The 19,329-nt window shown below is 66.6% G+C and carries 27 protein-coding genes; 14 read left to right on the forward strand and 13 right to left on the reverse strand.

Features of this window, described 5'->3' with window-relative positions:
- From P2T65_RS16715 to P2T65_RS16770, 12 genes are all read right to left on the reverse strand, one after another.
- The coding region (locus P2T65_RS16715) for a hypothetical protein (protein ID WP_276200242.1) at positions 1–1,649 on the reverse strand (1,649 nt) is incomplete at its 3' end.
- Positions 1,646–2,581, reverse strand: a complete 936-nt coding sequence (locus P2T65_RS16720; protein WP_276200243.1) for a DNA adenine methylase — start codon at positions 2,579–2,581, stop codon at positions 1,646–1,648. The genes P2T65_RS16715 and P2T65_RS16720, both read right to left, overlap by 4 nt.
- Positions 2,578–3,192, reverse strand: a complete 615-nt coding sequence (locus P2T65_RS16725) for an MT-A70 family methyltransferase (protein ID WP_276200244.1) — start codon at positions 3,190–3,192, stop codon at positions 2,578–2,580. The genes P2T65_RS16720 and P2T65_RS16725 overlap by 4 nt, the downstream gene beginning before the upstream one ends.
- 2 nt (positions 3,193–3,194) lie before the next feature.
- Positions 3,195–3,728: a DUF4326 domain-containing protein gene (locus P2T65_RS16730; protein ID WP_276200245.1), complete on the reverse strand. Its 534-nt coding sequence runs from the start codon at positions 3,726–3,728 to the stop codon at positions 3,195–3,197.
- Between the two features lie 8 nt (positions 3,729–3,736).
- Positions 3,737–4,102, reverse strand: coding sequence for a hypothetical protein (locus P2T65_RS16735; RefSeq protein ID WP_276200246.1), 366 nt, complete (start codon positions 4,100–4,102; stop codon positions 3,737–3,739).
- Positions 4,099–4,335, reverse strand: coding sequence for a hypothetical protein (locus tag P2T65_RS16740; protein ID WP_276200247.1), 237 nt, complete (start codon positions 4,333–4,335; stop codon positions 4,099–4,101). The genes P2T65_RS16735 and P2T65_RS16740 overlap by 4 nt, the downstream gene beginning before the upstream one ends.
- Before the next feature lie 9 nt (positions 4,336–4,344).
- A complete protein-coding gene (locus tag P2T65_RS16745; protein WP_276200248.1) occupies positions 4,345–4,599 on the reverse strand; it encodes a hypothetical protein in 255 nt (84 codons plus the stop codon).
- Positions 4,599–5,003, reverse strand: coding sequence for a hypothetical protein (locus tag P2T65_RS16750; RefSeq protein WP_276200249.1), 405 nt, complete (start codon positions 5,001–5,003; stop codon positions 4,599–4,601). Before P2T65_RS16750 ends, P2T65_RS16745 begins: the two co-directional genes overlap by 1 nt.
- A 244-nt stretch (positions 5,004–5,247) precedes the next feature.
- Positions 5,248–5,541 (reverse strand): hypothetical protein, encoded by a 294-nt coding sequence (locus P2T65_RS16755; protein WP_276200250.1) that lies wholly within the window; start codon positions 5,539–5,541, stop codon positions 5,248–5,250.
- 31 nt (positions 5,542–5,572) lie between these two features.
- Positions 5,573–5,842, reverse strand: a complete 270-nt coding sequence (locus tag P2T65_RS16760; RefSeq protein WP_276200251.1) for a hypothetical protein — start codon at positions 5,840–5,842, stop codon at positions 5,573–5,575.
- 233 nt (positions 5,843–6,075) lie between these two features.
- Positions 6,076–6,402 (reverse strand): hypothetical protein, encoded by a 327-nt coding sequence (locus tag P2T65_RS16765; protein WP_276200252.1) that lies wholly within the window; start codon positions 6,400–6,402, stop codon positions 6,076–6,078.
- A gap of 488 nt (positions 6,403–6,890) precedes the next feature.
- A complete protein-coding gene (locus P2T65_RS16770) occupies positions 6,891–7,181 on the reverse strand; it encodes a helix-turn-helix transcriptional regulator (protein WP_276200253.1) in 291 nt (96 codons plus the stop codon).
- A 110-nt stretch (positions 7,182–7,291) separates the two neighbouring features.
- On the opposite strand from P2T65_RS16770, the gene P2T65_RS16775 reads away from it, so the two are divergent.
- The 7 genes from P2T65_RS16775 (at position 7,292) to P2T65_RS16805 (ending at position 12,404) form a co-directional block, all read left to right on the forward strand.
- Positions 7,292–7,549: a hypothetical protein gene (locus P2T65_RS16775; RefSeq protein ID WP_276200254.1), complete on the forward strand. Its 258-nt coding sequence runs from the start codon at positions 7,292–7,294 to the stop codon at positions 7,547–7,549.
- A gap of 132 nt (positions 7,550–7,681) precedes the next feature.
- A complete protein-coding gene (locus P2T65_RS16780) occupies positions 7,682–8,077 on the forward strand; it encodes a hypothetical protein (RefSeq protein ID WP_276200255.1) in 396 nt (131 codons plus the stop codon).
- Between the two features lie 84 nt (positions 8,078–8,161).
- Positions 8,162–8,431, forward strand: a complete 270-nt coding sequence (locus P2T65_RS16785; protein WP_276200256.1) for a hypothetical protein — start codon at positions 8,162–8,164, stop codon at positions 8,429–8,431.
- Positions 8,432–8,613: 182 nt separating this feature from the next.
- Complete coding sequence (locus tag P2T65_RS16790; protein WP_276200257.1) at positions 8,614–8,970, forward strand: helix-turn-helix domain-containing protein; 357 nt, start codon at positions 8,614–8,616, stop codon at positions 8,968–8,970.
- An 830-nt stretch (positions 8,971–9,800) separates the two neighbouring features.
- Positions 9,801–10,202, forward strand: a complete 402-nt coding sequence (locus P2T65_RS16795) for a GapR family DNA-binding domain-containing protein (RefSeq protein ID WP_276200258.1) — start codon at positions 9,801–9,803, stop codon at positions 10,200–10,202.
- Positions 10,203–10,206: 4 nt separating this feature from the next.
- Positions 10,207–10,845, forward strand: coding sequence for a terminase small subunit (locus P2T65_RS16800; RefSeq protein ID WP_276200259.1), 639 nt, complete (start codon positions 10,207–10,209; stop codon positions 10,843–10,845).
- 5 nt (positions 10,846–10,850) lie between these two features.
- Positions 10,851–12,404, forward strand: coding sequence for a hypothetical protein (locus P2T65_RS16805; RefSeq protein ID WP_276200260.1), 1,554 nt, complete (start codon positions 10,851–10,853; stop codon positions 12,402–12,404).
- 46 nt (positions 12,405–12,450) lie between these two features.
- Here the strand turns inward: P2T65_RS16805 and P2T65_RS16810 are convergent, their stop codons facing one another.
- Positions 12,451–12,663: a hypothetical protein gene (locus P2T65_RS16810; protein WP_276200261.1), complete on the reverse strand. Its 213-nt coding sequence runs from the start codon at positions 12,661–12,663 to the stop codon at positions 12,451–12,453.
- Positions 12,664–13,198: 535 nt separating this feature from the next.
- Between P2T65_RS16810 and P2T65_RS16815 the strand changes: the two genes are divergently transcribed.
- The 7 genes from P2T65_RS16815 to P2T65_RS16845 all read left to right on the forward strand — a co-directional run bounded on the left by P2T65_RS16815 (position 13,199) and on the right by P2T65_RS16845 (position 19,291).
- The gene (locus P2T65_RS16815; protein ID WP_276200262.1) at positions 13,199–13,636 is read left to right on the forward strand and encodes a hypothetical protein; all 438 of its coding nucleotides are present in this window, start codon (positions 13,199–13,201) and stop codon (positions 13,634–13,636) included.
- Between the two features lie 259 nt (positions 13,637–13,895).
- On the forward strand, positions 13,896–14,234 hold the full coding sequence (locus tag P2T65_RS16820) for a hypothetical protein (protein ID WP_276200263.1): 339 nt from the start codon (positions 13,896–13,898) through the stop codon (positions 14,232–14,234).
- On the forward strand, positions 14,231–14,743 hold the full coding sequence (locus P2T65_RS16825; RefSeq protein WP_276200264.1) for a hypothetical protein: 513 nt from the start codon (positions 14,231–14,233) through the stop codon (positions 14,741–14,743). The genes P2T65_RS16820 and P2T65_RS16825 overlap by 4 nt, the downstream gene beginning before the upstream one ends.
- A gap of 10 nt (positions 14,744–14,753) precedes the next feature.
- Positions 14,754–16,985 carry a hypothetical protein gene (locus tag P2T65_RS16830; protein ID WP_276200265.1) on the forward strand — a complete coding sequence of 744 codons (2,232 nt, stop codon included), beginning with the start codon at positions 14,754–14,756 and terminating at the stop codon, positions 16,983–16,985.
- Positions 16,982–17,857 carry a hypothetical protein gene (locus P2T65_RS16835; RefSeq protein ID WP_276200266.1) on the forward strand — a complete coding sequence of 292 codons (876 nt, stop codon included), beginning with the start codon at positions 16,982–16,984 and terminating at the stop codon, positions 17,855–17,857. Before P2T65_RS16830 ends, P2T65_RS16835 begins: the two co-directional genes overlap by 4 nt.
- A gap of 12 nt (positions 17,858–17,869) precedes the next feature.
- Positions 17,870–18,100 (forward strand): hypothetical protein, encoded by a 231-nt coding sequence (locus P2T65_RS16840; protein WP_276200267.1) that lies wholly within the window; start codon positions 17,870–17,872, stop codon positions 18,098–18,100.
- Between the two features lie 84 nt (positions 18,101–18,184).
- Entirely contained in the window at positions 18,185–19,291 is a 1,107-nt protein-coding gene (locus P2T65_RS16845; RefSeq protein WP_276200268.1) for a N4-gp56 family major capsid protein, read from the forward strand.
- Positions 19,292–19,329: the final 38 nt, after the last annotated feature.

A 19,329-nucleotide genomic window follows, 5' to 3' on the forward strand; every position in this document is an offset into this window, starting at 1 on the left:
GGCGCCGGTAACGCGGCCGCGTCTCCGAGCGCCTGCGGCTCGCGCGGATCGGCGACAGCCCAAGCGCCCCGGTCGTACTTGGCATAGGCCGGCACAGCGCCCGTCGGCTCCGTCCAGCGCCGCACGCCATAATGGCCTTGGGTCCGGTACGTCTCCCGGTCGGCCGGCAGGCAGTCGGGACGCGGGTCCGCAACCGCGAAGGCACCCTGTCCCGTCGTGCTGGCGCCGATGACGGTGCCCGCGGCCTCGCCGAACGCGGTGACGCGATACTTGCCCTTGCCGCCGAACCCGGCATCCGCGCGAGGGTCGGCGACCGCGAGGCCGCCGGCCGGACCGCCCGGGCCGGCTATGGCCGGCGACGTGCCGCCCCATGGCACGATGCGGAACACGTTGTTGAAGCGAGGGGGGCCGGGAATGCGGGGATCGGCCACAGAGTTGGGGCCTCCGCCCACGAACATCTTGCCGGTCACGACGCCGGCGGGCTCGGCCCACTGCCGAACGCCCATCTGTACCGATTTCGCGTGCCCATCGATCCTGGGGTCAGCGACGGACAGAGCCCCGGACGCGACTTGCTGCGCGCCGGTGACGCAGAACGAGGAGCCGTTCCAGTCCGTGACGCGGAGCTTCGCGCTGGAGGCGCCATCGTGCCAGTTGCCATAGCGCGGGTCGGCGACACTGTACGAGCCGTTCGTCGGGCTCGACCGCCCGGCGACCGTGCCGCTCGGCTCCTCCCATTTTCGCACGCCGAGGACGCTCGACTGGCAGTCGCCTTCGGGCGCGATCCCGTAGTCCGCGAGCGCGCCATTCTCGACCCGAAGGTGGTTGAGGCTGCGCCAGTCGCTGCCCGCCTCGACGAAGGCGAGACGCACCCACGTCTTCCACTGCAGCGACGGCATGCGATGCATCGGGCCGGCGGCGGGATCGCCCGGCAGCGGCAGCTTCTCGAGCACCTCGCCGACGCCGCGGAGCCGGCGCTTGGGCGGTTCATAGAGGAACGGCGGCACCTTCTCGCGGTGGCGCGCCACCATCAGGAAGCGCTTGCGCGACTGCCCGAGGCCGCCGAGCTCGCCGCAGTCGTGCGTCGTCTCGGCCCAGGCATAGCGGTAGGCGTCGTAGATCGCCTGGATCTGATCGAGCAGCCAGCGGCCGCGGGTGGCGATCCGCGGGACGTTCTCGAAGAGAAGGAATTCCGGCGGATCGTCCTTGTAGGCTTCCAGCAAGAGCCACACGCCGCGGAGCGTCAGGCCGTTGAGCGCCTGGTATTTCGGGCTGAGGGAAACCTTCTCGGCGAGCAGTCCGGAGAAGCCCTTGCAGGGCATCGACATGAAGACGATGTGCGGCCGCTCGTAGCCGAAGGCGCGGTGAATGTCCGCCGGCGTCGCCTCGCGCCAGCCCGGCGGCGGCTCCTTCCCGTGGAACGCGCGATACTGGTCGAGCGAGAACAGGTCGAGCAGCGTCCCTTTGCACCCAGCCATGTGCTCGAAATCGGCGAGCGCCGACGGCACGACGTCGATGCCGCCGATGTTGCGGAACTTCGCCCGCATGCTGCCGACGCGGGCACTGCCCTTGCGGAAGCCCTTGGCGCCGCCGCCGATGCTGCAGCACATATGGGCGACGCGATATTCGCGCTCGATAGTCAACGCCGTCATGGTGTAATCGTCTCGGGATTAGGAGTGGCTGCTGCCGGCGATGCTCCGCTTGCGCATGATCGCTCCTCGGCAACGTCGAAAAGGCTGATCGTCCGGCTTCGGCGCGCGCAAGCTGGGTTTAGCCAGAGCACTTCCGTCCGCTTCCGAGCGCCATCCGCGAAAGCGACGGTGGTGACACGCTCCCAGTCGCTCAGAGCGTCGTCATACAGGGGGCTCGGATAGCCGGAGAGAACGACCATCCCCTTCAGCTGACGCAGGGAGGTCAGCAGCTCGACATGTCCGACGTCATCGAGCTCATGCCGATACAGTCGGCGCTTCAGGTCGTAGGGATTGCCTGGCGAGCGCAGCTCTTGCAGGTACGGGGGATCGACGTAGTGCAGCGTCTCCGGCCCGTCATGCTGCTCCATGACGAGCCGCGCGTCGCGTCTTTCGATGGTCACGCCGCGCAAACGGTCGACAATCGTAGGCAGAACATCCGGGTAATTTCGCCAATCCGTCGCTGGGGTCGTCCCAGACCGGGAAGAGTTGCCGCGAAAGCCTGTCTGGCGATGGCCCGAGCTGTCGGTTGCATGAGCGTTCGCGCCGAACCCCATGAACGAGCGCACGACGAGGCGGCGAGCAGCCTCGACCTCATCTTGGGCAGGCTCGTAGGACCGCTCGAACTCAGCGCGGGCAAAAGGCGTCAGGGCAAGTTGCGCGCGCAGCCGGGCGGCAGAGTCCGGGGACCGCAGGACGCGGAACAAGCCCACGACTTCTTCGTCGAGATCGTTGTAGACCTCCGCATATGCACGAGGCTTCCGGAGCAGGACGCTGGCGGCCCCACCGAACGGCTCGACATAGATCCGATGCGGCGGAAAATGGCGGATAATCCACGGCGCAAGACGCCACTTACCGCCGTACCAGCGCAACGCGGGGCGAGCAGGCGATGTCACTGGTCCGCTCCGACCATTTGCGGTGCGAACTTCGACGTCTCGTTGCCCCACACGTCGAAGCCCGGGTGCTGCGTGCGCGCGAAGATCTCGACCCGCGGGCCTTCGTAGAGGCGCGCGATCTCGTCGCGGACAACGTCGGGCTTGCGGCTGTGCTCGCGCCGGCGGGCGAAGAAGAGCGAAGCGGGCTTTATGTTGCCGAGCCGCTTCGGGCGACGGCGCTTTCCGATGACGAGGAGCTCGCAATTGCCGATGACCTCGTAGCCCGTGCCCCGGGCCAGCGAATTCGGGTAGATGAACATCTCGTCTTCCGACGGCCAGAGCTTCGCCCAGACGCGCGCCGACGAGTAGCGGAAGCCGTAGGCGTCCAGCACCTCACGCATGCGGTGCAACAGCGGCACCGTGATCCACATGAGCAGGCGGCAGCCGTCTGGATGCGCCAGGTCGGACACGGGCAACGCCTTGATGTCCTCGACGCTCATCGTCGGGTAGTGGCGGCGCGGGTTTCGGCTGGGGCCCGACGAAAATTTCCACGGCGGATCGATGTAAATCGTCCGGTATCCTGCGGCACGCAGGCCGGCGAAGACGTGACCGGGCGGGAGGAGCTCGGCCATGCCTACATCCCGATGAACATCGGCGTGCGCCGCGGCTTCAGGTCGGCCGGCGTCGTGCCGTAGATGTCTGGCGGCGGCGAGTTGATGGTGATCGCGAGACGGCCGGCCTTCGCCCCGAGCCGCAGCACGTCGCCGTGGCACGGTGCGTCAACGGAGCACCAGCAGGCGATTTCCCGCCCTCCGAGCTCGGCCGCGATCTCCTCGATCGAGGGCGGCACCGGCAGTTGCGCCGGCAGGGCGGTGCGGACCGGCTCCGGCAGTTCGTCGAGCGTGCCGAGCAGCCAACTGCGATAGAGCTCCTTGGCCGCCCACTGGCGGTTCTTGGCCGTCCGCGGCATCCACCGGCGCCACTGGCGCGGCGCGCTTCGGTACTGCTCCTTCGTCCGCTCGATGGCGTGATGGAGCATGGCGGTGACCGCGGGCGAGCGGATGTCGAACGGGCTGCCCCATTTCGAGGGCCTTCCGACATAGACGACGCCCTCGGGAAGTCGGGCGCCCTTGGCGCGGCTGCGCTGGTGACGGCGGGGAAGCGGCATAGCGGACCTCAGAGTTCGTCGTCGCCGGCGACGCTCATTTCGTCGTCCGGATCGGCGAAGTCATCGCGTACCGCCAGTTGCGCCCGGTACGGCTCGTAAGGGCGATTGATCCGCATCACGGCGGCCTCGTCCGTGAAGGTGACGGAGAAGATGGCCGCGCCGCCGTAGAACTGCGTCGTCCAGCCGTTGACGGCGGGTTCGCCTTTCACGGGAATGTCGATGCGCAGCATCTTGGCGCCGAACCGCTCCTCCTCACGGACGCGCCCGGAGAGCCGCCGGTGCCCGAACAGCTCGACAACGGCCCATTCCCATCCGTCGCCGTCCGCCGCCGCGGGGGCGGACGGTGGCGCGGAAGTGATCTCGTCGACGGTCATGTGATGCTCCCGGTGGCGCGGCGCTCGACGATGGCCCACAGCTTCAGGGCGGTGGCATCGTCGGCGCGAATGAAGAAACGGAAGGGATCTCGGTGGAACGTGCCCCATGCGTTGTGATCAGTGGGGCGGATCACGCCGGCATCGACGAGGTCGGCGCGTTCAATGTTGAGCAGCACCCGCAAGCGGTTGTGGAAGTCATCAAATCGGTCGACGAAGCGGGCGCCACGCGGCATGGGCATCCCTCAGACCAGAAGGCCCAGAAGGAAGCCGACGCTCGCGAAGAACATCGCGGCGATCGTCCCGACGCTGGCCACGCGGGCGCCGGCAAGGAGGGGGCGATACTCGACGGCCTCGGCGGGATAGCCGCAGTCGCTCAAGCCCGCGGCGGTCTTGAGCGCTGACCCCGGGGCCGCGACGGTCTCGTAAATCTCGTACTTGTCGTCCCGATAAGGACACCAGAACACGACATGCAGCGTCGGGGCATGAAAGGTGGTCATCAGGCCGTCCCTCCCCGCTGGACCGGGACGTGCACCTGGGTGGTGCGCATCTCCCCATGCACACCGGGCGCCTCCGTCAGCAGTTTCCCGAGGTTCTCGAACAGCAGGTTCAGCACGACTGGCACGGCACTCGGATGGCCAATGGTCGAGGTGGTAGCCGAGATGATGTTCGCGATCGCCGAGGCGACAGCCTGGGAGATGAGAGGAAGTGCGCGGCCATCGTTGCGCCAACGCGCCACCGTCAGCGCCAGAGCTACGACGACGTCGACGCATTCATGCTGCATGTCCATGACGAAGCGGTCATTGTCGTGCCTGGCCGCCGCCTTCCCGTCCTCAAGGATGCCCGCGAAGGACTTGCGTGGCGCCTGCTCAAGCGCCGCAAGATCGATGTGGACGTGCCTCATGCGGCGCTCCCCTGCGGCTGCGGGGCATGGGCCGAAACGCGCAAGCCCTCCGCGCGCGCTGCGGCGATGCACGCCGTCACTGCCCTCTCGGGCAGGACGTAGACGCCGGCCGGCGACGAGACGGCCTCATCTGGAAGGCAGTCGATGCACCATTGGCGGGCGGCCGACGAGACGGGGTCAATGAAGACCCACGGGCAGGGTTCGCCCGAAGCGGCCACGCGTATGAGAATGTCGCTCCGGCTCATCAGAGGGTGCCCCCCTGCGGCGCCGGGACATGTGCCTGGATGGTCGGACGCCCCTCGCCTTTCGGGGTCGACCCCGCCCGCGCGTAGCGGTCGAACTCGGTGCCGAGCGGGTTCAAGCCTTTGTAGAGGGCGACGACGGTACCGAGGCGTAAGACATCCGTCGGCTCGAAGTGGCCACGACCGGTCAAAGTGGTGCGCACCGACACGTCGGCATTGATGATGGTGGCGAGCATCTTGGCGTCGTCCTCGTTTTCCGAGGCGGAGACGCGCTGCATGACGTCACGCAGGGACATTGGGTCGGTCCTTTCCGGGTTGATGCGTCGCTCAGCGTCGCGGCTTGGGAAGTGCTGAGAAGAGTTGCGCCGCGCGGCCGACGCTGCCGCGCGCCGCCTCGACCAGGTGGGCCACGCCGACCGTGGAGCCGCGCTCCAGAACGGCGATCGCCTCATTCAGGGCTCGGCGAGCGTCGACGAGGTGGGCAGACCCCACGATCCGGGCGTGGCGAGGGTCAGGCGCTTGCTCCGTGTCGCCGGTCGGCGCGGCCACGAGACGACGGTGCGAGCGCTGGTAGACATTCGGCATGATGGGGGCCATGTCCGGCTCCGCTTGCTGGAAGTTGGTGTGGGAGGTTGGCGCCGGACCGCGCTTCGACGGCACCGGAAGCCAGAATTCGTCTCGCGCGATCCAGCGCGCTCTCGGCCAGCCGGGCCTCGGCCAGCTCCTGCTCAAGCCGCTCCATCACCGGCGCGTAGCGCTGGCCGTGCCGCAATACGATGTAAGCGGCGACCATCAGACAGCGCTCGGCACGGGCGACGCGGTCCATGGCATCACCGATAGAGGGAGTGAACGCAGGTGGCGGTGCTGTAGCGCTCCAGGCAGCGCTCAAGCCCGTCGTCGACGCCGGACGAGATGATGAGGGCGGCCCCTGCCCCGAGCGCGAGCCACCAGATGGCCGCGCGTTCCCCGACGGGAGCGGCCGGCGGCGGGTCGTCGGCGAAGCCGACCTCAGCCGCCTCGGCAGCGTAGCCCTCGTCTTGTTCGACGGTGTCGGGCTCATCCGCCCGGTACATTGCCCCGCCGCAGACGGAACAGGCATCCGGCACATAGCGCAGGCGCTCGAAGGTCTCGCAGGCCGCGCACTGGTAGAAATGCATGGCACCCTCCAGGGAAAAACGAGCGCGGCACAGCCCCCACGCCCTGGGAGAGGATGCTAATACACAAATCTTGTAATGCAAGAGATAAAATACACAAATCTTGTATCACGGACGTGAACGGCGCATGGCCAGCAGCCCGCAGAGGAAACAGGAACAAAGGATATCGATCGCCCACGCGATCGACGCGCGCGGGCGGCAACCCGGCATTAACCTCAACCGGAACTAGGCCGACGTCATTGTCGCGCTGAATGCACGTCCAGGTCGCGACTCGCGCACATTTGCAACGAACCCCCCGTTGTCAGGCGGCGGAGACAGGCGCCGCCTTCCGATGCCCCCGCTCGTTATTACCGAGGCTGGAGGCAACAGGTGATTAATCTCAAGAGATTGGCGATCCAAATCCTTATGCAGCTACCCGACAAGCGTGATGACGCCCTGACGGTGCTGAGGCTCGCGCGCGAGCAGCTGGACTGGGTTCTCGACGCCGAGGATCAACTGGCGCTGCGGCGGCGCTCTTCGTCCGAAAGCAATGTGACCAGCCTCAGAGGCAGGGACGACCTGTCCCCTCGATAGAGGTAGTCGAAGGTCACCCCGGTTGCGGCGGCGATTGCCGCCGCGGCCGTCACGCTGAGCATGGCCCGGCCCGAGGTGTAGTTGTTGATGTGCTGCGGCGTGAGGCCGCAGAGCCGGGCAAAATCCGTCGCCGACATGCCCATCGCATCGATGAGGAGGCGCACGCGCTCCCCTACATCCACGGGACTGACGGTTGTCGTTCGGGCCATCCGAATTTCGATCGCTGCGAGTTGCATGGGTCGCCATCATTCTCGGGTACATGTTTTGTGTAGTCGATAAAGCATTGCTAGATACACAAATCTTGTATTAAATGTGGCGCATGGACACGCAACTGCGCACCGTATCCGACGTCATCGACGCTCTCGGGGGGACCAAGGCAACGGCCAGTCTCCTCGGGCGCTCCATGCAGGCTGTCACGAACTGGCGGGCCCAGGGGCGATTCCCGGCCAAGACGTTCCTCGTGCTCAGCCGCGCGCTCGAAAAGCAGCATGCATCGGCGCCCGCAGCGCTATGGGGTCTCGATGACCCGGAGCGAGCCATGCCGCGGCACGCTGCGACCGGCGGGGATGCGCGATGACGAGCGGGCTCGATCTCGAAATCCAGCAGGCAGTCGAGCGGGGCGAACGACCCGCCGGAGCCGAGACGCGGAGGGGCCTATGAGCACCCGAATCGTGCCGAGGCGCCCATGACCGGACGCCGGATATCGCTCATGTCGCAGGTCAGCGCCCTCGAGAAGGCGGTGAGCCATGCCCGCGCAATCGGGGGCGAGGCCGGCCTTGGCCGCTCGCAAGCGGAACTCTTCCGCGAGCATCTCGCCGCCGCCCTCACCACCCTCCGCTGGCTGGCGAACAACGCCGAGGCCATTCGCGCCGCCGCCGCGCGGCGCCTCGATGTGGGCGCCGACCCTACCCACATCGCCCCGCCTCCTCGTCCCGAGGACGCGTTTTGCGACGGCCATCAGTGGTCGACGTCCGACATGACCGCACTTTCGGCCGGCAGCCGGACGCCGCTGCCGATGAACCACATCCTTCGCGTCAACACCGGCGATGGCCTGCAGCCGCTGCCGGAACCAGTCACGTCGCCCGAGCGCCTGCGGGAGACGTGAAAGCCCCGGCGCGCGCTCCCAGCCCCCATTCGCGCGCGCCGGGGCCCACACGGGGGAAGCCACAGCCAATCGGGATGCCCGGCGATGAGGACTCGCGAGCCGATCAAGAACCCGCGCCGCCTGGGCTCCCATGTCGTGGCGGCGCTCGACCTGCTCGCGAGTCTCGGGATCAAGGATGTGCAGATCTACAAGACCACCCATTTGCGTGTCTTCTGGCCGTGGGGGCCCGGCCGGCTGGCGATCACCCTGCCCTGCACGCCGAGGAACTACGACGAAGCTGCCCGCCAGGCACGCCATAGCATCCGCCGAACGATCGAAGAGGCCGTGGCACGGCCGATGCCTGGGACGAGGTAGCGCGAATGAGCACGCAGGAGCCTGATAACCCAGCAGAAATGATGCAGCGCTATGACGCGATACGCCGGCGCCTTCGGCCTCCGCACCCGGTGGTCCCTGCCCAACGCGTCGGGAGGGCATTGCCGCCCCCTGCGCCATCAGCGCCGCCGCCCGAGGAAGTCCGACGGGAAGTGCTCGGCCGCATGAAGATTGCGGCTGTCGCCGCGGGCCAGAAGTATCGGCTCGTCGCCGATATGACGCCGACTGCACGCGACATCGAGGCGGCGAGGCTATCGCAGCACGCGAGAGACGTCGCCCACGTCCGCCGGATCCAGCGCGAGGTCGCCGAAGCCTACGGCGTACCCCGCGACGATATCCTGTCGGAGCGCCGCCAGAAGCGGGTTGCCGAGGCGCGGCAGTACGCGATGTGGCGGGCGCGATACGAGACGCACCTGTCTCTGCCCCAGATTGGACGCCTCTTCCTGCGCGACCACACCACGGTGATACACGCGGTGCAGCGTGTCGACGCCCAGCAAGGGCGGGAGGCGCCACGTGAGTGACCGCTCCGAGCCGATCGACGCGGGGTGCGGGCTATGAGCAGCGCCGCAAAGCCCTGGATGAAGTTCTTCCCCCGCGACTGGCGGGGGGATCAAGCTCTACGGGTCGTCAGCCTCGCGGCGCGCGGCCTGTGGATGGAGTGCCTCTGCATCATGCACGAGGCACGCCCCTACGGCCATCTGTTGGTCAATGGGCGCCGCGTAGGAGACGACGCATTAGCGCGCATGGTCGGCATTTCCGCCGATGAGGTTCGGTCGCTCATGGCTGAGCTTCGTGAGGCGGGGGTTTTCGACATGACGCGCGAGGGCGTCGTCTTCTCACGCCGCATGGTCCGTGATCAGGAGAAATCCGCGAAGTGCCGCAAGGCAGTCATCGAGAAGCGGTGGGCCGCAGAGAAGCGGGGAACAGGCACGGAGCCCCCTGCACAAGTACCTGACAGCAAAGAATTTTCCTCGCGACCTAATAGGTCATTCAATAGGCCACCTAGTAGGGTGCCTATCGCCCATATTCCAGAATCCAGAATTAAATCCCCCCTTACCCCCCTTCGCTCAGACAGCCGCACTCGCTGGGAGCGGGACATGTGGACGGCTTTATCGGCGCATATCGAGCATGCCGACGCCTGCGTGTCCCTTCTCGGCGAGCGGCCCGATCTCTGCGACGGGGCAACGGAGCGGGAGGCTTCGAGACGTGGAAGCGGGTGGCCGTGGCTGCTGGGGGAACTGCTGAGGCTTTGCGAGGCAGAGGGCGAAAGCCAAGCCCTGTTGGCCGGCCTCGCAGCTATCCACCACGGCGCGCCCACGGCGGCGCGGCAATGACGAGAAGGGAGAAGCGGATGGATGGCTCCACGATCCGCATCAAGACGGGCGAGATCGACACGGGCGACGTGCCCATGGACATGGTTGGCGCCGCGCTGAAGGTGCTGCGCAGGCGAAACGAGACGGAGCGCTGCCGCACCACCGCGGAGATGTTCAGCAAGGAGGAGACCGGTGAGGCGGCGGCCGATGGCGTGGCCGCTGCGGAGCTCAAGCAGTTCATCGAGCGGATCGAGCGGCTCGAGGAGGAGAAGGCGGCCGTAGCCGGCGACGTGAAGGAGGTGTTCGGCGAGTTGAAGGCGCGGGGCTTCGATCCCGGCGCCGTGCGCACGATCCTGCGTCTGCGGAAGAAGCCGCCGGAGGAGCGCGAGGAGGAACGAGCGATCCTCGATCTGTACATGCAGGCGCTCGGCATGGAATAGGCAGATGGCAGAGCAGAAAAAGGAACCCGGCCGCCCGGGCCGGAAGAGCAAGCTCAGCGATCGTGAGAAGCGGTTCGCGGAGGAATACCTCATCGACCTCAACGCCACCCAGGCGGCGATCCGAGCGGGCTACGCCAAGAGCGGCGCCGAGAAGATGGGCTATGATCTTCTTCGACGCCCCCGGGTCGCGGAGTTGATCGCCCAGGGCAAGGAGGCGCGCAGCGAGCGCACCAAGATCAACGCCGACTGGCTGCTCCAGCGCCTCGCCGACGAAGCCGACGCCGACCTGAAGGACCTGTACGGCGAGGATGGCAACCTGAAGCCGGTGCACGAATGGCCGGTCGCCTGGCGCAAGGGACTCGTGGCCGGCATCGAGGTTGAGGAGCTCTGGGAGGGCCGCGGCGAAGAGCGCCAGCAGATCGGAGTGCTGCGCAAGGTGAAAATCGCCGACCGGGCAAAGCGCCTCGAGCTCATCGGTCGGCACGTCGACGTGCAGGCATTCAAGGAGCGCGTGGAGCACGACACGACGCCGCCGATGCGCAAGCTGTTCGAGCAGATCGCAGGGCGCTCGATCGGGCCACAGGACAGCGACACGCCTGCCGTCGACCGGCCGCGGGCCATCGGCCCGCGCGAGGAGGGCTGAGCCGCGTGGTGCAGGAAGGACGGTATCCGCCGCTGCATGAGATGACCGAGGTCCAGCTTGAGGAGGCCCTGAAGGACCCCCACTGGCGCCTTCGCAACCTCTACAAGATTAAGGACAAGGATGGCGACACCGTCACTTTCAAGCCGAACGAGGTGCAGGACAGGTTCATCGATCGGCTCTGGTATCGCAACCTCGTCCCGAAAGCGCGGCAGCGCGGATTCTCGACGGCCGTCCAGATCATCATGCTGGACCGCTGCTTGTTCGTCCCGTTGAGCGACACCGCCGTCATCGCCCAGGACAAGGACACCGCCAAAAAGATCCGCAACAGCAAGATCAAATTCGCTTACGACCGACTTCCACCCGTGATCCGGCACGAGATGGTGCCTCTTGTCGTCGACAACGTCACCGAGCTTCGATGGGACAACGGCTCGGTGATGACGGTGTCGGCGTCGGCTCGTGGCGGAACGCTCGATTTCCTGCACGTGTCCGAGTACGGCATCAAATGCCTGCGCGACCCCGAAGGCGCACGCGAGATCCAGGAGGGGTCATTTCCGGCGGCCGAGAAGGGGATCATCGTCGTCGAGAGCACGGTCGAATCCAACTACGGCATCTTCGCCGACATGGTCCGCCAAGCGCAGGCGCAGGAGCTGAGCGGGCGCAAGCTGTCGAGGCTCGACTTCCGCCTGCACTTCGCGTCGTGGTGGGATGCAGCCGAATACGAGATCGACCCGGAGCTCGTGGCCATTTCTCCGCAGGATCACGCTTACTTCTCCCGCATGGAAACGACGATCGGGCGCGAGATTGGCCCGCGCAAGCGGGCTTGGTATGTCGCCAAACGCGATTCCGAATACGGCGGCGCCAACGAAAAAATGTGGCGCCAGTACCCGACAACGCTCGAAGAGGCATTCCAGGTCGCCACCGATGGCTTGTGGCTCGCCGAGCAACTGGCACGCGCCCGGCGTGAGGGCCGCATTACGCGGGTGCCCATCAATGCCGGCCTGCCCGTCAACACCTTCTGGGACATCGGCACGGACGACGACACGGCGATCTGGCTGCACCAGCAGGTCGGGCCACGAGACCACTGGGTCGGCTTCATTGAGGGAGCAAGCGAGCCGCCGTCGTACTATGTGCGCCAGCTCAATGAGTGGGCAGGCAACCGCGGTGCGTCCTTTGGCACTCACTACCTGCCCCACGACGCTGACAGGCGTTTGCCGGGCGGCGAGCACCTGAAGACCTATGCGGACCAGCTGAACGACCTCGGCCTGCGCAACATCGAGATCGTGGCCCGCACGCCGGACGTGACGCAGGCAATCGACCAACTCCGCGAGGACTTCACGAACTATTGGCTCGACGAGGAAGCGTGCAAGGCCGGTATCGCGCATCTCGACGGCTTCTCGAAGGTCTGGAATGGCCGGCTTGAAGCCTGGTCGCCGCAGATCGCCAAGAACGGCCACCAGCACGCAGCCGACGCTTTGCGCCAGAAGGCGCAGATCGCGCACATCCTGCGCGCCAGCAGCGGGTGGAAGCGAAAGAGGAAGACCGGCGCGATGGGCGTGTAGGCGACGCCTCTAATTCACAATTGTTCACGTGGAATGTGCCAGAGGGCTACGACGACAGCCAGCGCTCGACGGCCGCCAGATCGGCTCGCAGCTCAGGCTGGTCGATATCATCGCGCGGCGCTTGGTAGACGATCATCGCCTCGTCGCGGACGGGGTGCCGACAATGCAGAGACCAGCCGAAATCGGGCCGGTGGATGACGACGCCCGGCGCTTCGGCCGAGAGGCGGGCGGCGATGGCGTCCAGGTCACGTCGCTCCACGGTGACACCACAGCAAGGTTGGGCCAACGAGGCGCCGCGGGGCGCCGGCGAGGGAGGCAGGCCGGCGGGTGCACCGTCGGGCTGCAGGGTCGCGATACAGCGTAAGGCGTCTAGCCTACCATACGCTCGGCAATCTGCATAAAGAGCAGCGCCGCTATCACATCGATGGGATGTAGCGTTATATCGGGTGCACGCGCATGCATCTCGACATATAGTTGAAACGTGTTTCTTTTTAATGATATACAAATCCTCATTATAATACTCGCATTTCTGATGCGCAGACCACTTTCGGCCGCCGATTACTGACGCTAGTGCTGAACGGCGAATCGCGCAATACCTCCCTTCCATTCTGTGATCGCTTCGTGCCGTGCCGGGCATGGGGCGTGCATATGCATTCTTCGCGCGTGTTGATCCGCTATTGCGCACGGTCTGTGCATGGATCGATGGATTTGCGCACGAACGCGTGCTAGGGAGGAAGTAATGGGGGCGGACGGCCGCGCGGAAGCGCTGGCCCGACGCATCGAATCGCGCCGGCATGACGCTCGCCCTCGACCTGACAAAGCGCGCCTGGTCGCGCACGCTCCACGGCATCACCCTCGTCGGCACATGGCTCCGCAATCCGGAAGGCCAGTGGCGCCCGGCCCTCGTTCTGGTCCGGGCCGGTGAGGAGTACGCCGACACCACCCTGCCCTGCATCGTGCCGATGGATTCGGCATGGGTCTGGTACGAGGACATCGGCAATCCGGTCGTCGCAGCGCGCACAGCACACCAGTTCGCGAAAGCCCTGCGGCTGAACGAGCACGACATGCGGGTCCTCATCCGCATTGCCAGCCTCATCCACGACCATCTCGACGACCTGGTGAAGATGGCGCCGCTGCCGCCGGGCGCGGAGGAGACCGGCCCCGCCATCGGCGAGATGGTCATCACCAATCGCGAGACAGGCGAGCAGCACGCCATCGAGGTGCACGAATGACGCGCCTTGGGATGGTTGGAACGCTTGCGCTCGCCGTCATGGCTCCGCTCGCCGCCGCCGGCCTGCCGGCGCCCCGCGTCATGAGCCGGGCCGAGCTGCGAGAGTCGGAAGCCCCAGCGCCGTCCTGGCCGCTCCCACGGCATCGGGATCCCTGCCCGCGCGTGACCGAAGCCCTGACGGCGGCCGAGACCAAGCGCCAACGCCGCCGATTGCGCAACCTCGCTGCCGCTCGGGCGGGCGGGATCAGGGGAAACTGACTATGGCCGGCTGGATCGGTGTCGACCTCGACGGGACCCTTGCCCACTACGACGGATGGAAGGGCATCGAGCACATTGGCGCGCCCGTGCCCGCGATGCTCGAGCGTGTGCGCGCATGGATCGCCGGCGGCAAGACCGTGCGGATCTTCACCGCCCGAGTCGCCTGCGCCGAGCCGGAGCGCTCCGAGGTGGTGCGCGTCATCCACGATTGGCTCGTGCAGCACGGCCTCCCCCGCCTCGACATCACCTGCGTCAAGGACCTCGGCATGGTCGAGCTTTGGGACGACCGCTGCGTGCAGGTGATCCCCAACACCGGCAGACCCGTGGGAGGCGTGGCATGATCGGCGAAGACGACAACGGCTACGACGATTTCGTCGAGATCCTGCCAGAGGGCAAGGTGGCGCCCAAGCAGTGCGCGCTGACGATCTCCACCACCGAGCTGCGCGGCGGGGCGGAGCGGATCACGCTCTCCTTCACGCAGGAGCTCCTGGCCCAGTTGGAAGGCTGGCCGCGCTTCCGGGTGGCGTGGAACCCGAAGACTTTCCAGATGCGCATCGTCGGGGCCGAGACGGGCCCCTTCGAGGCTTTCAAGACCCAGCGCGGCGAGCGCTACATCCTGCGCGTCCCCATGCAGAAGGGGCTGAAGCACGTGAAGGGGCTCAAGGAGCCGGCCCCCCACCTGGTCGCGCCTTCCCTGCACGGCGGCCCGCGCCACTGTCTTCTCGTCACCGTGCCACCCGTCTTCCGGCGGCCGGAAGTTGCTGGGACCGCGCCGGCGGCCAGGCCGAACGGCATGCTCGATCGACGCCCAGCGACGCCGGTCGTGCCGGCCGCGCGGGTCGGCCGATAGGGAGGCGCCGGTGTTCGACCTGTCCACCGAGGGCACGACCAAGCGCAAGAGCGCCTCGCTCGACCAGAACGGCCGGGCATTGGCCGAGATGCGGCCGAAGACCGGCAACGCGCTGGATACGGGCGCAATGCAGGCCCTGCACCGACGGCTCATGGGCTATTACCTGCGCGAGCTCGACCGGCAGGGACTGAACCGGGCGCAGATGGCGCTCGATCAGGACTTCTACGACGGCCTGCAGTGGTCTGAAGCGGATGCGGCCGAGCTCGAGGGGCGCGGCCAGAAGCCCCTCGTCTACAACGTCATCGCCACGACCGTGGACTGGGTCATAGGCACCGAGAAGCGCGCGAGGACGGACTTCAAGGTGCTTCCCCGACGCAAGGACGACGCCAAGCCCGCCGAGCGCAAGACGCAGATCCTCAAGTACCTCTCGGACTGCAATCGAACTCCGTTCCATGTCTCCCGCGCCTTCGAGGATGCGATCAAGGTTGGCGTCGGCTGGATGGAAGACGGCGTACAGGGCGATGACGAGGAGGAGCCGCTCTACTCGCGCTACGAGTCGTGGCGCAACGTGCTGCACGATTCTGCCGCCACCGAGCCCGACCTGTACGATGGACGGTATGTGATCCGCACGAAATGGGCGGACCTCGATGTTGCGTCGGCGATGTTCCCGAAGCGGCGCGCGGTGATCCGCAAGGCCGCCGAGCGCGCCGACGAGTTCCGCGGCCTCTCGCTCTATGGCGACGAAGCCATGGACGATCCCGAGTTCTCGCTGGACAACGTCGGCCGCTTCGGGCCGGAAGACCTCGATGCAGCCTATCGCGAGCGTGTGCGCCTCATCGAGATCTGGTTTCGAATGCCGGTGAAGACGCAGAAGATCGCCGGTGGCTCGTTCGCGGGCGAGGTTTTTGACCCGCAGTCTCCGGGCCACATCGAGGAGACTGAATCGGGCGTCGCGGAGATCGCCGAGAAGGTCACGATGCGCGTCCACGTCGCTATCATGACGACATCTGGCCTTCTCTATCTCGGGCCGAGCCCGTACCGGCACAATCGCTTCCCGCTGACGCCGATCTGGGCCTACCGCCGCGGGCGCGACAACCTGCCCTACGGGATGATCCGGCGCCTTCGCGACATCCAGGAGGACATCAACAAGCGCGCCAGCAAGGCGCTCTACATCCTGAGCACCAACAAGATGCTGGTCGAGGAAGGCGCCGCCGACGATCTCGACGAGCTCGTCGAGGAGGCACAGCGGCCCGATGGCGTCATGGTGGTCAAGGCCGGCAAGCTGGGTGCGGTCCGGATCGACGTCGAACGCGAGCTGCCGCAGTACCACCTCGAGCTCATGTCGCGCTCGATCGCCATGATCCAGCAGGCGTCCGGCGTGACGGACGAGCTCCTCGGCCGCCGCACCAATGCCTCCTCCGGCAAGGCGATCATCAGCCGGCAGGACCAAGGCGCCATGGCGACCGCCGGCCTGTTCGACAACCTGCGCTTTGCGCAGCAGGTGCGCGGCGAGAAGATCCTCGTCAACGTCGAGCAGTTCATGACCGAGGAAAAGGCGTTCCGCATCACAAACATGCGGGGTACGCCGGAATACATCACGGTCAACGACGGACTGCCCGAGAACGACATCGTTCGCACCAAGGCCGATTTCGTCATCTCCGAGTCCGACTGGCGGGCCACGATCCGTCAGGCTGCCGTCGACGAGCTCCTCGACCTCATGTCGAAGCTGGCGCCGACGGCACCGGCGCTCGTCATGGCCATGCTCGACCTCGTCGTCGAGAACATGGACGTGCCCAGCCGCGAGGAGCTCGTGAAGCGCATCCGCGCCATCACTGGGCAGTCGGATCCGGACGCCGACGAGCCGTCGCCGGAAATGCAGCAGAAGCAACAGGCCGAGGCCATGGCCCAGCAGCTCCAGATGGAGACTGCCATTGCCAGCCTCCAGAAGGTCAAGGCCGAGGCAGAGCGCACGCTGGCGCAGGCCGAGAAGCTCCGGGCCGACCTGGTCGGCGCCAATGTCGGCTCCCAGCAGAAAGCCTTGGCCGCCGCCCGGGAAGCGATCGCAGTGCCGGCCTCTGCCGACGTCGCCGATCACATCCTCGCCGAGTCCGGCTTCAAGGCGCAGTCCGACAAGGACGCCATGGCGGCCGCAGCAGAGGCCGCGGCCGCGCAGCAAACCGAGCAGCCGCCCCCACCAGCACCGGGCGGCGTTGAACCGCAGCAAGCAGGAGGACTGCCGTGACGGACAAACCCACCGAAGAAGACCTCGCCATGCTTACCGACGAGGAGCGTGCCGCGCTCCTCGATGAGGAGGACGCCGACGACGAAGGCGACGAGGGCGAAGGCGACGAGGAGGATGATGGTGGCGAGGCCGGAGCCGAGGCCGGCGAGGCCGAAGAGGACGCACCTGGTGAAGACGCCGACGACCAGGCAAATAGCAGCGCCGAGGCCGACGCCTCCGGGGTCGATAAGGCCGCTGCAGGCGGCGATGCTGTGCCGGAGGCCAAGCAGCCCGCGCCGTCGCAGTTTCCGCAGTTCGAGGCGCCGGCCGATGCCGAGTCGAAGCTCAAGGAATTCGAGACGCGCCTCGACGAGCTCGCCGACAAGTTCGACGCTGGCGAACTGACCGCGCGAGAGTATCGCGAGCAGAGCCGCACCATCCAGTCCGAGGAGCGGGAGCTGCGAGAGGCCGTGCTTAAGGCCTCCCTGAGCGCCGAAGCAACGCGGGTGGCCTGGGAGACGGGTGTCGAGGCGTTCCTCTCCGAGCACAAGCAGTACGAGCCCGGTAGCCAGCTCTTCCGCCTGCTCGACGCCGAGGTGCGGCATCTGCAGGCCAGTGCGGATAACCAGTTCGATCCGCGGATCCTCAAGCAGGCTCACGAGAACCTTGCCAAGGTGATCGGGTCTGCCCAGGCGCAGCCGCCGGCCAAACAGGCGAAGGGAGAACGCCAGAAGCGCGAGTTGCCCCCGACGCTGGCGCATCTGCCCGCGGCCGATGTCGAGGATGCCGGCGAGGGAGAATTCGCCCATCTGGACCGCCTCGACGGCACGGCCCTCGAGGAAGCGTTGGCGCGCATGCCCGAGGCACAGCGCGAACGCTACCTGATGCAGTGACCGGAGAGGCCGATGCCGCTGGTGCTCACGGTGAAGTTCGACGAGGTCGTCGCCATCGGCGACCTCGGATGGCTCAAGGTCAAGAAGTCGAAGGACAGCCGGCGCGTCATGCTGGTGCTGGACGGCGACAAGATCAAAGGCGTCGCCCCGCTCCGCGGACGCGCCGATGCCCTTGAGCCAAGCCCAGCGGCGCAGACGTTGCCGACGGGCGCAGAGGCCCTGCCGCCCGCCGGCGACAGTTGAGAAACCCGCCGTCCTGCCGTATAAGCAGGGCTACCAGAAGCGCATGACGTGCTCGTCTCTCACCACTCGTGACAGGGGCACATCATGCCGGGTGCTACCACGATCGCCGTTGGCGATCCCAAAGCCGTAAAGCGCTGGTCCGCCTCCCTCTTCGTCGAGAGCTCCAAAAAGAGCTACTGGGATCGCAAGTTCGTCGGCGAGTCCGACAACCACTGCATCCAGCGCCTCACCGAGCTCGAGAACGAGGCGGGCGATACCATCTCGTTCGACCTTGCCCTCCTCCTGACCGGCGAGCCCGTCTACGGCGACGCCCGCGCCGAGGGCAAGGAGCGCAACCTCAAGTTCGCGACCGACACCATCTCGATTGACCAGATGTTCTATCCGGTCAACGCCGGTGGCGTGATGACGCGCAAGCGCACCGTGCACAAGCTGCGGCCGATCGCGCGCAATCGCATGTCGGACTACTGGGCCCGCTTCGTCGACGAGATGTATTTCATCTACCTCTCGGGCTCGCGCGGCATCAACGAGGGCTTCAACACCCCCGTGACCTGGGCCGGCATCGCCGGCAATCCGATCACCGCACCGGACGACGGGCACCTCATGTTCGCTGGCACGGCCGCGTCCAAGGCCGCCATCACCGCCAACGACACGATGTCCCGCAACCTCATCGAGCGGGCCAAGACCAAGGCGGAGATGATGCGGGAGGTCAACCCGACGGTCTCCGAGATCGTGCCGCTCGAGATCAACGGCGAGGCGCATTACGTCTGCCTCATGAACCCGTTTCAGGAGCACGATCTGCGAACGGACACGGGTTCCGGCGGCTGGCTCGACATCCAGAAGGCCGCGGCGGCCTCCGAAGGTCGCAACAACCCGATCTTCAAGGGCTCCCTCGGCATGATCAACAATGTCGTGCTGCACAGCCACAAGTCGGCGATCCGCTTCGGCGACTATGGAGCGAGCAGCAACTTGCCCGCGGGCCGTGCCCTGTTCCTCGGCCGGCAAGCTGGCGTCGTCGCCTATGGCTCCACGTCCGGCATGCGCTTCGACTGGAAGGAGCAGCTGACCGACTACAAGCGGATCCTCAGCATCGGATCGGGCACCATCTGCGGTGTGAAGAAGACGCGCTTCCAGGGGCAGGACTTCGGCCTCTTCAGCATCGACACCTACTGCAAGGATCCGAACGCCGCCTGATCGGCGTGACGACAGCCGGGCGGCCGTCGCTGGCGGCC

It is taken from the genome of Chelatococcus sp. XZ-Ab1 (assembly GCF_029309855.1).
Classification (GTDB): domain Bacteria; phylum Pseudomonadota; class Alphaproteobacteria; order Rhizobiales; family Beijerinckiaceae; genus Chelatococcus_A; species Chelatococcus_A sambhunathii.

Bases quoted from the DNA above. Each gene is read 5' to 3' on its own strand.
- P2T65_RS16770 (WP_276200253.1), bottom strand. From the start codon at position 7,181: ATGGCCCGAACGACAACCGTCAGTCCCGTGGATGTAGGGGAGCGCGTG.
- P2T65_RS16845 (WP_276200268.1), top strand. From the start codon at position 18,185: ATGCCGGGTGCTACCACGATCGCCGTTGGCGATCCCAAAGCCGTAAAG.
- P2T65_RS16780 (WP_276200255.1), top strand. From the start codon at position 7,682: ATGTCGCAGGTCAGCGCCCTCGAGAAGGCGGTGAGCCATGCCCGCGCA.
- P2T65_RS16740 (WP_276200247.1), bottom strand. From the start codon at position 4,335: ATGCCGCGTGGCGCCCGCTTCGTCGACCGATTTGATGACTTCCACAAC.
- P2T65_RS16775 (WP_276200254.1), top strand. From the start codon at position 7,292: ATGGACACGCAACTGCGCACCGTATCCGACGTCATCGACGCTCTCGGG.
- P2T65_RS16765 (WP_276200252.1), bottom strand. From the start codon at position 6,402: ATGCATTTCTACCAGTGCGCGGCCTGCGAGACCTTCGAGCGCCTGCGC.
- P2T65_RS16750 (WP_276200249.1), bottom strand. From the start codon at position 5,003: ATGAGGCACGTCCACATCGATCTTGCGGCGCTTGAGCAGGCGCCACGC.
- P2T65_RS16735 (WP_276200246.1), bottom strand. From the start codon at position 4,102: ATGACCGTCGACGAGATCACTTCCGCGCCACCGTCCGCCCCCGCGGCG.
- P2T65_RS16800 (WP_276200259.1), top strand. From the start codon at position 10,207: ATGGCAGAGCAGAAAAAGGAACCCGGCCGCCCGGGCCGGAAGAGCAAG.
- P2T65_RS16790 (WP_276200257.1), top strand. From the start codon at position 8,614: ATGAAGATTGCGGCTGTCGCCGCGGGCCAGAAGTATCGGCTCGTCGCC.
- P2T65_RS16730 (WP_276200245.1), bottom strand. From the start codon at position 3,728: ATGCCGCTTCCCCGCCGTCACCAGCGCAGCCGCGCCAAGGGCGCCCGA.
- P2T65_RS16745 (WP_276200248.1), bottom strand. From the start codon at position 4,599: ATGACCACCTTTCATGCCCCGACGCTGCATGTCGTGTTCTGGTGTCCT.
- P2T65_RS16785 (WP_276200256.1), top strand. From the start codon at position 8,162: ATGAGGACTCGCGAGCCGATCAAGAACCCGCGCCGCCTGGGCTCCCAT.
- P2T65_RS16840 (WP_276200267.1), top strand. From the start codon at position 17,870: ATGCCGCTGGTGCTCACGGTGAAGTTCGACGAGGTCGTCGCCATCGGC.
- P2T65_RS16725 (WP_276200244.1), bottom strand. From the start codon at position 3,192: ATGGCCGAGCTCCTCCCGCCCGGTCACGTCTTCGCCGGCCTGCGTGCC.
- P2T65_RS16815 (WP_276200262.1), top strand. From the start codon at position 13,199: ATGACGCTCGCCCTCGACCTGACAAAGCGCGCCTGGTCGCGCACGCTC.
- P2T65_RS16755 (WP_276200250.1), bottom strand. From the start codon at position 5,541: ATGTCCCTGCGTGACGTCATGCAGCGCGTCTCCGCCTCGGAAAACGAG.
- P2T65_RS16795 (WP_276200258.1), top strand. From the start codon at position 9,801: ATGGATGGCTCCACGATCCGCATCAAGACGGGCGAGATCGACACGGGC.
- P2T65_RS16760 (WP_276200251.1), bottom strand. From the start codon at position 5,842: ATGGCCCCCATCATGCCGAATGTCTACCAGCGCTCGCACCGTCGTCTC.
- P2T65_RS16825 (WP_276200264.1), top strand. From the start codon at position 14,231: ATGATCGGCGAAGACGACAACGGCTACGACGATTTCGTCGAGATCCTG.
- P2T65_RS16820 (WP_276200263.1), top strand. From the start codon at position 13,896: ATGGCCGGCTGGATCGGTGTCGACCTCGACGGGACCCTTGCCCACTAC.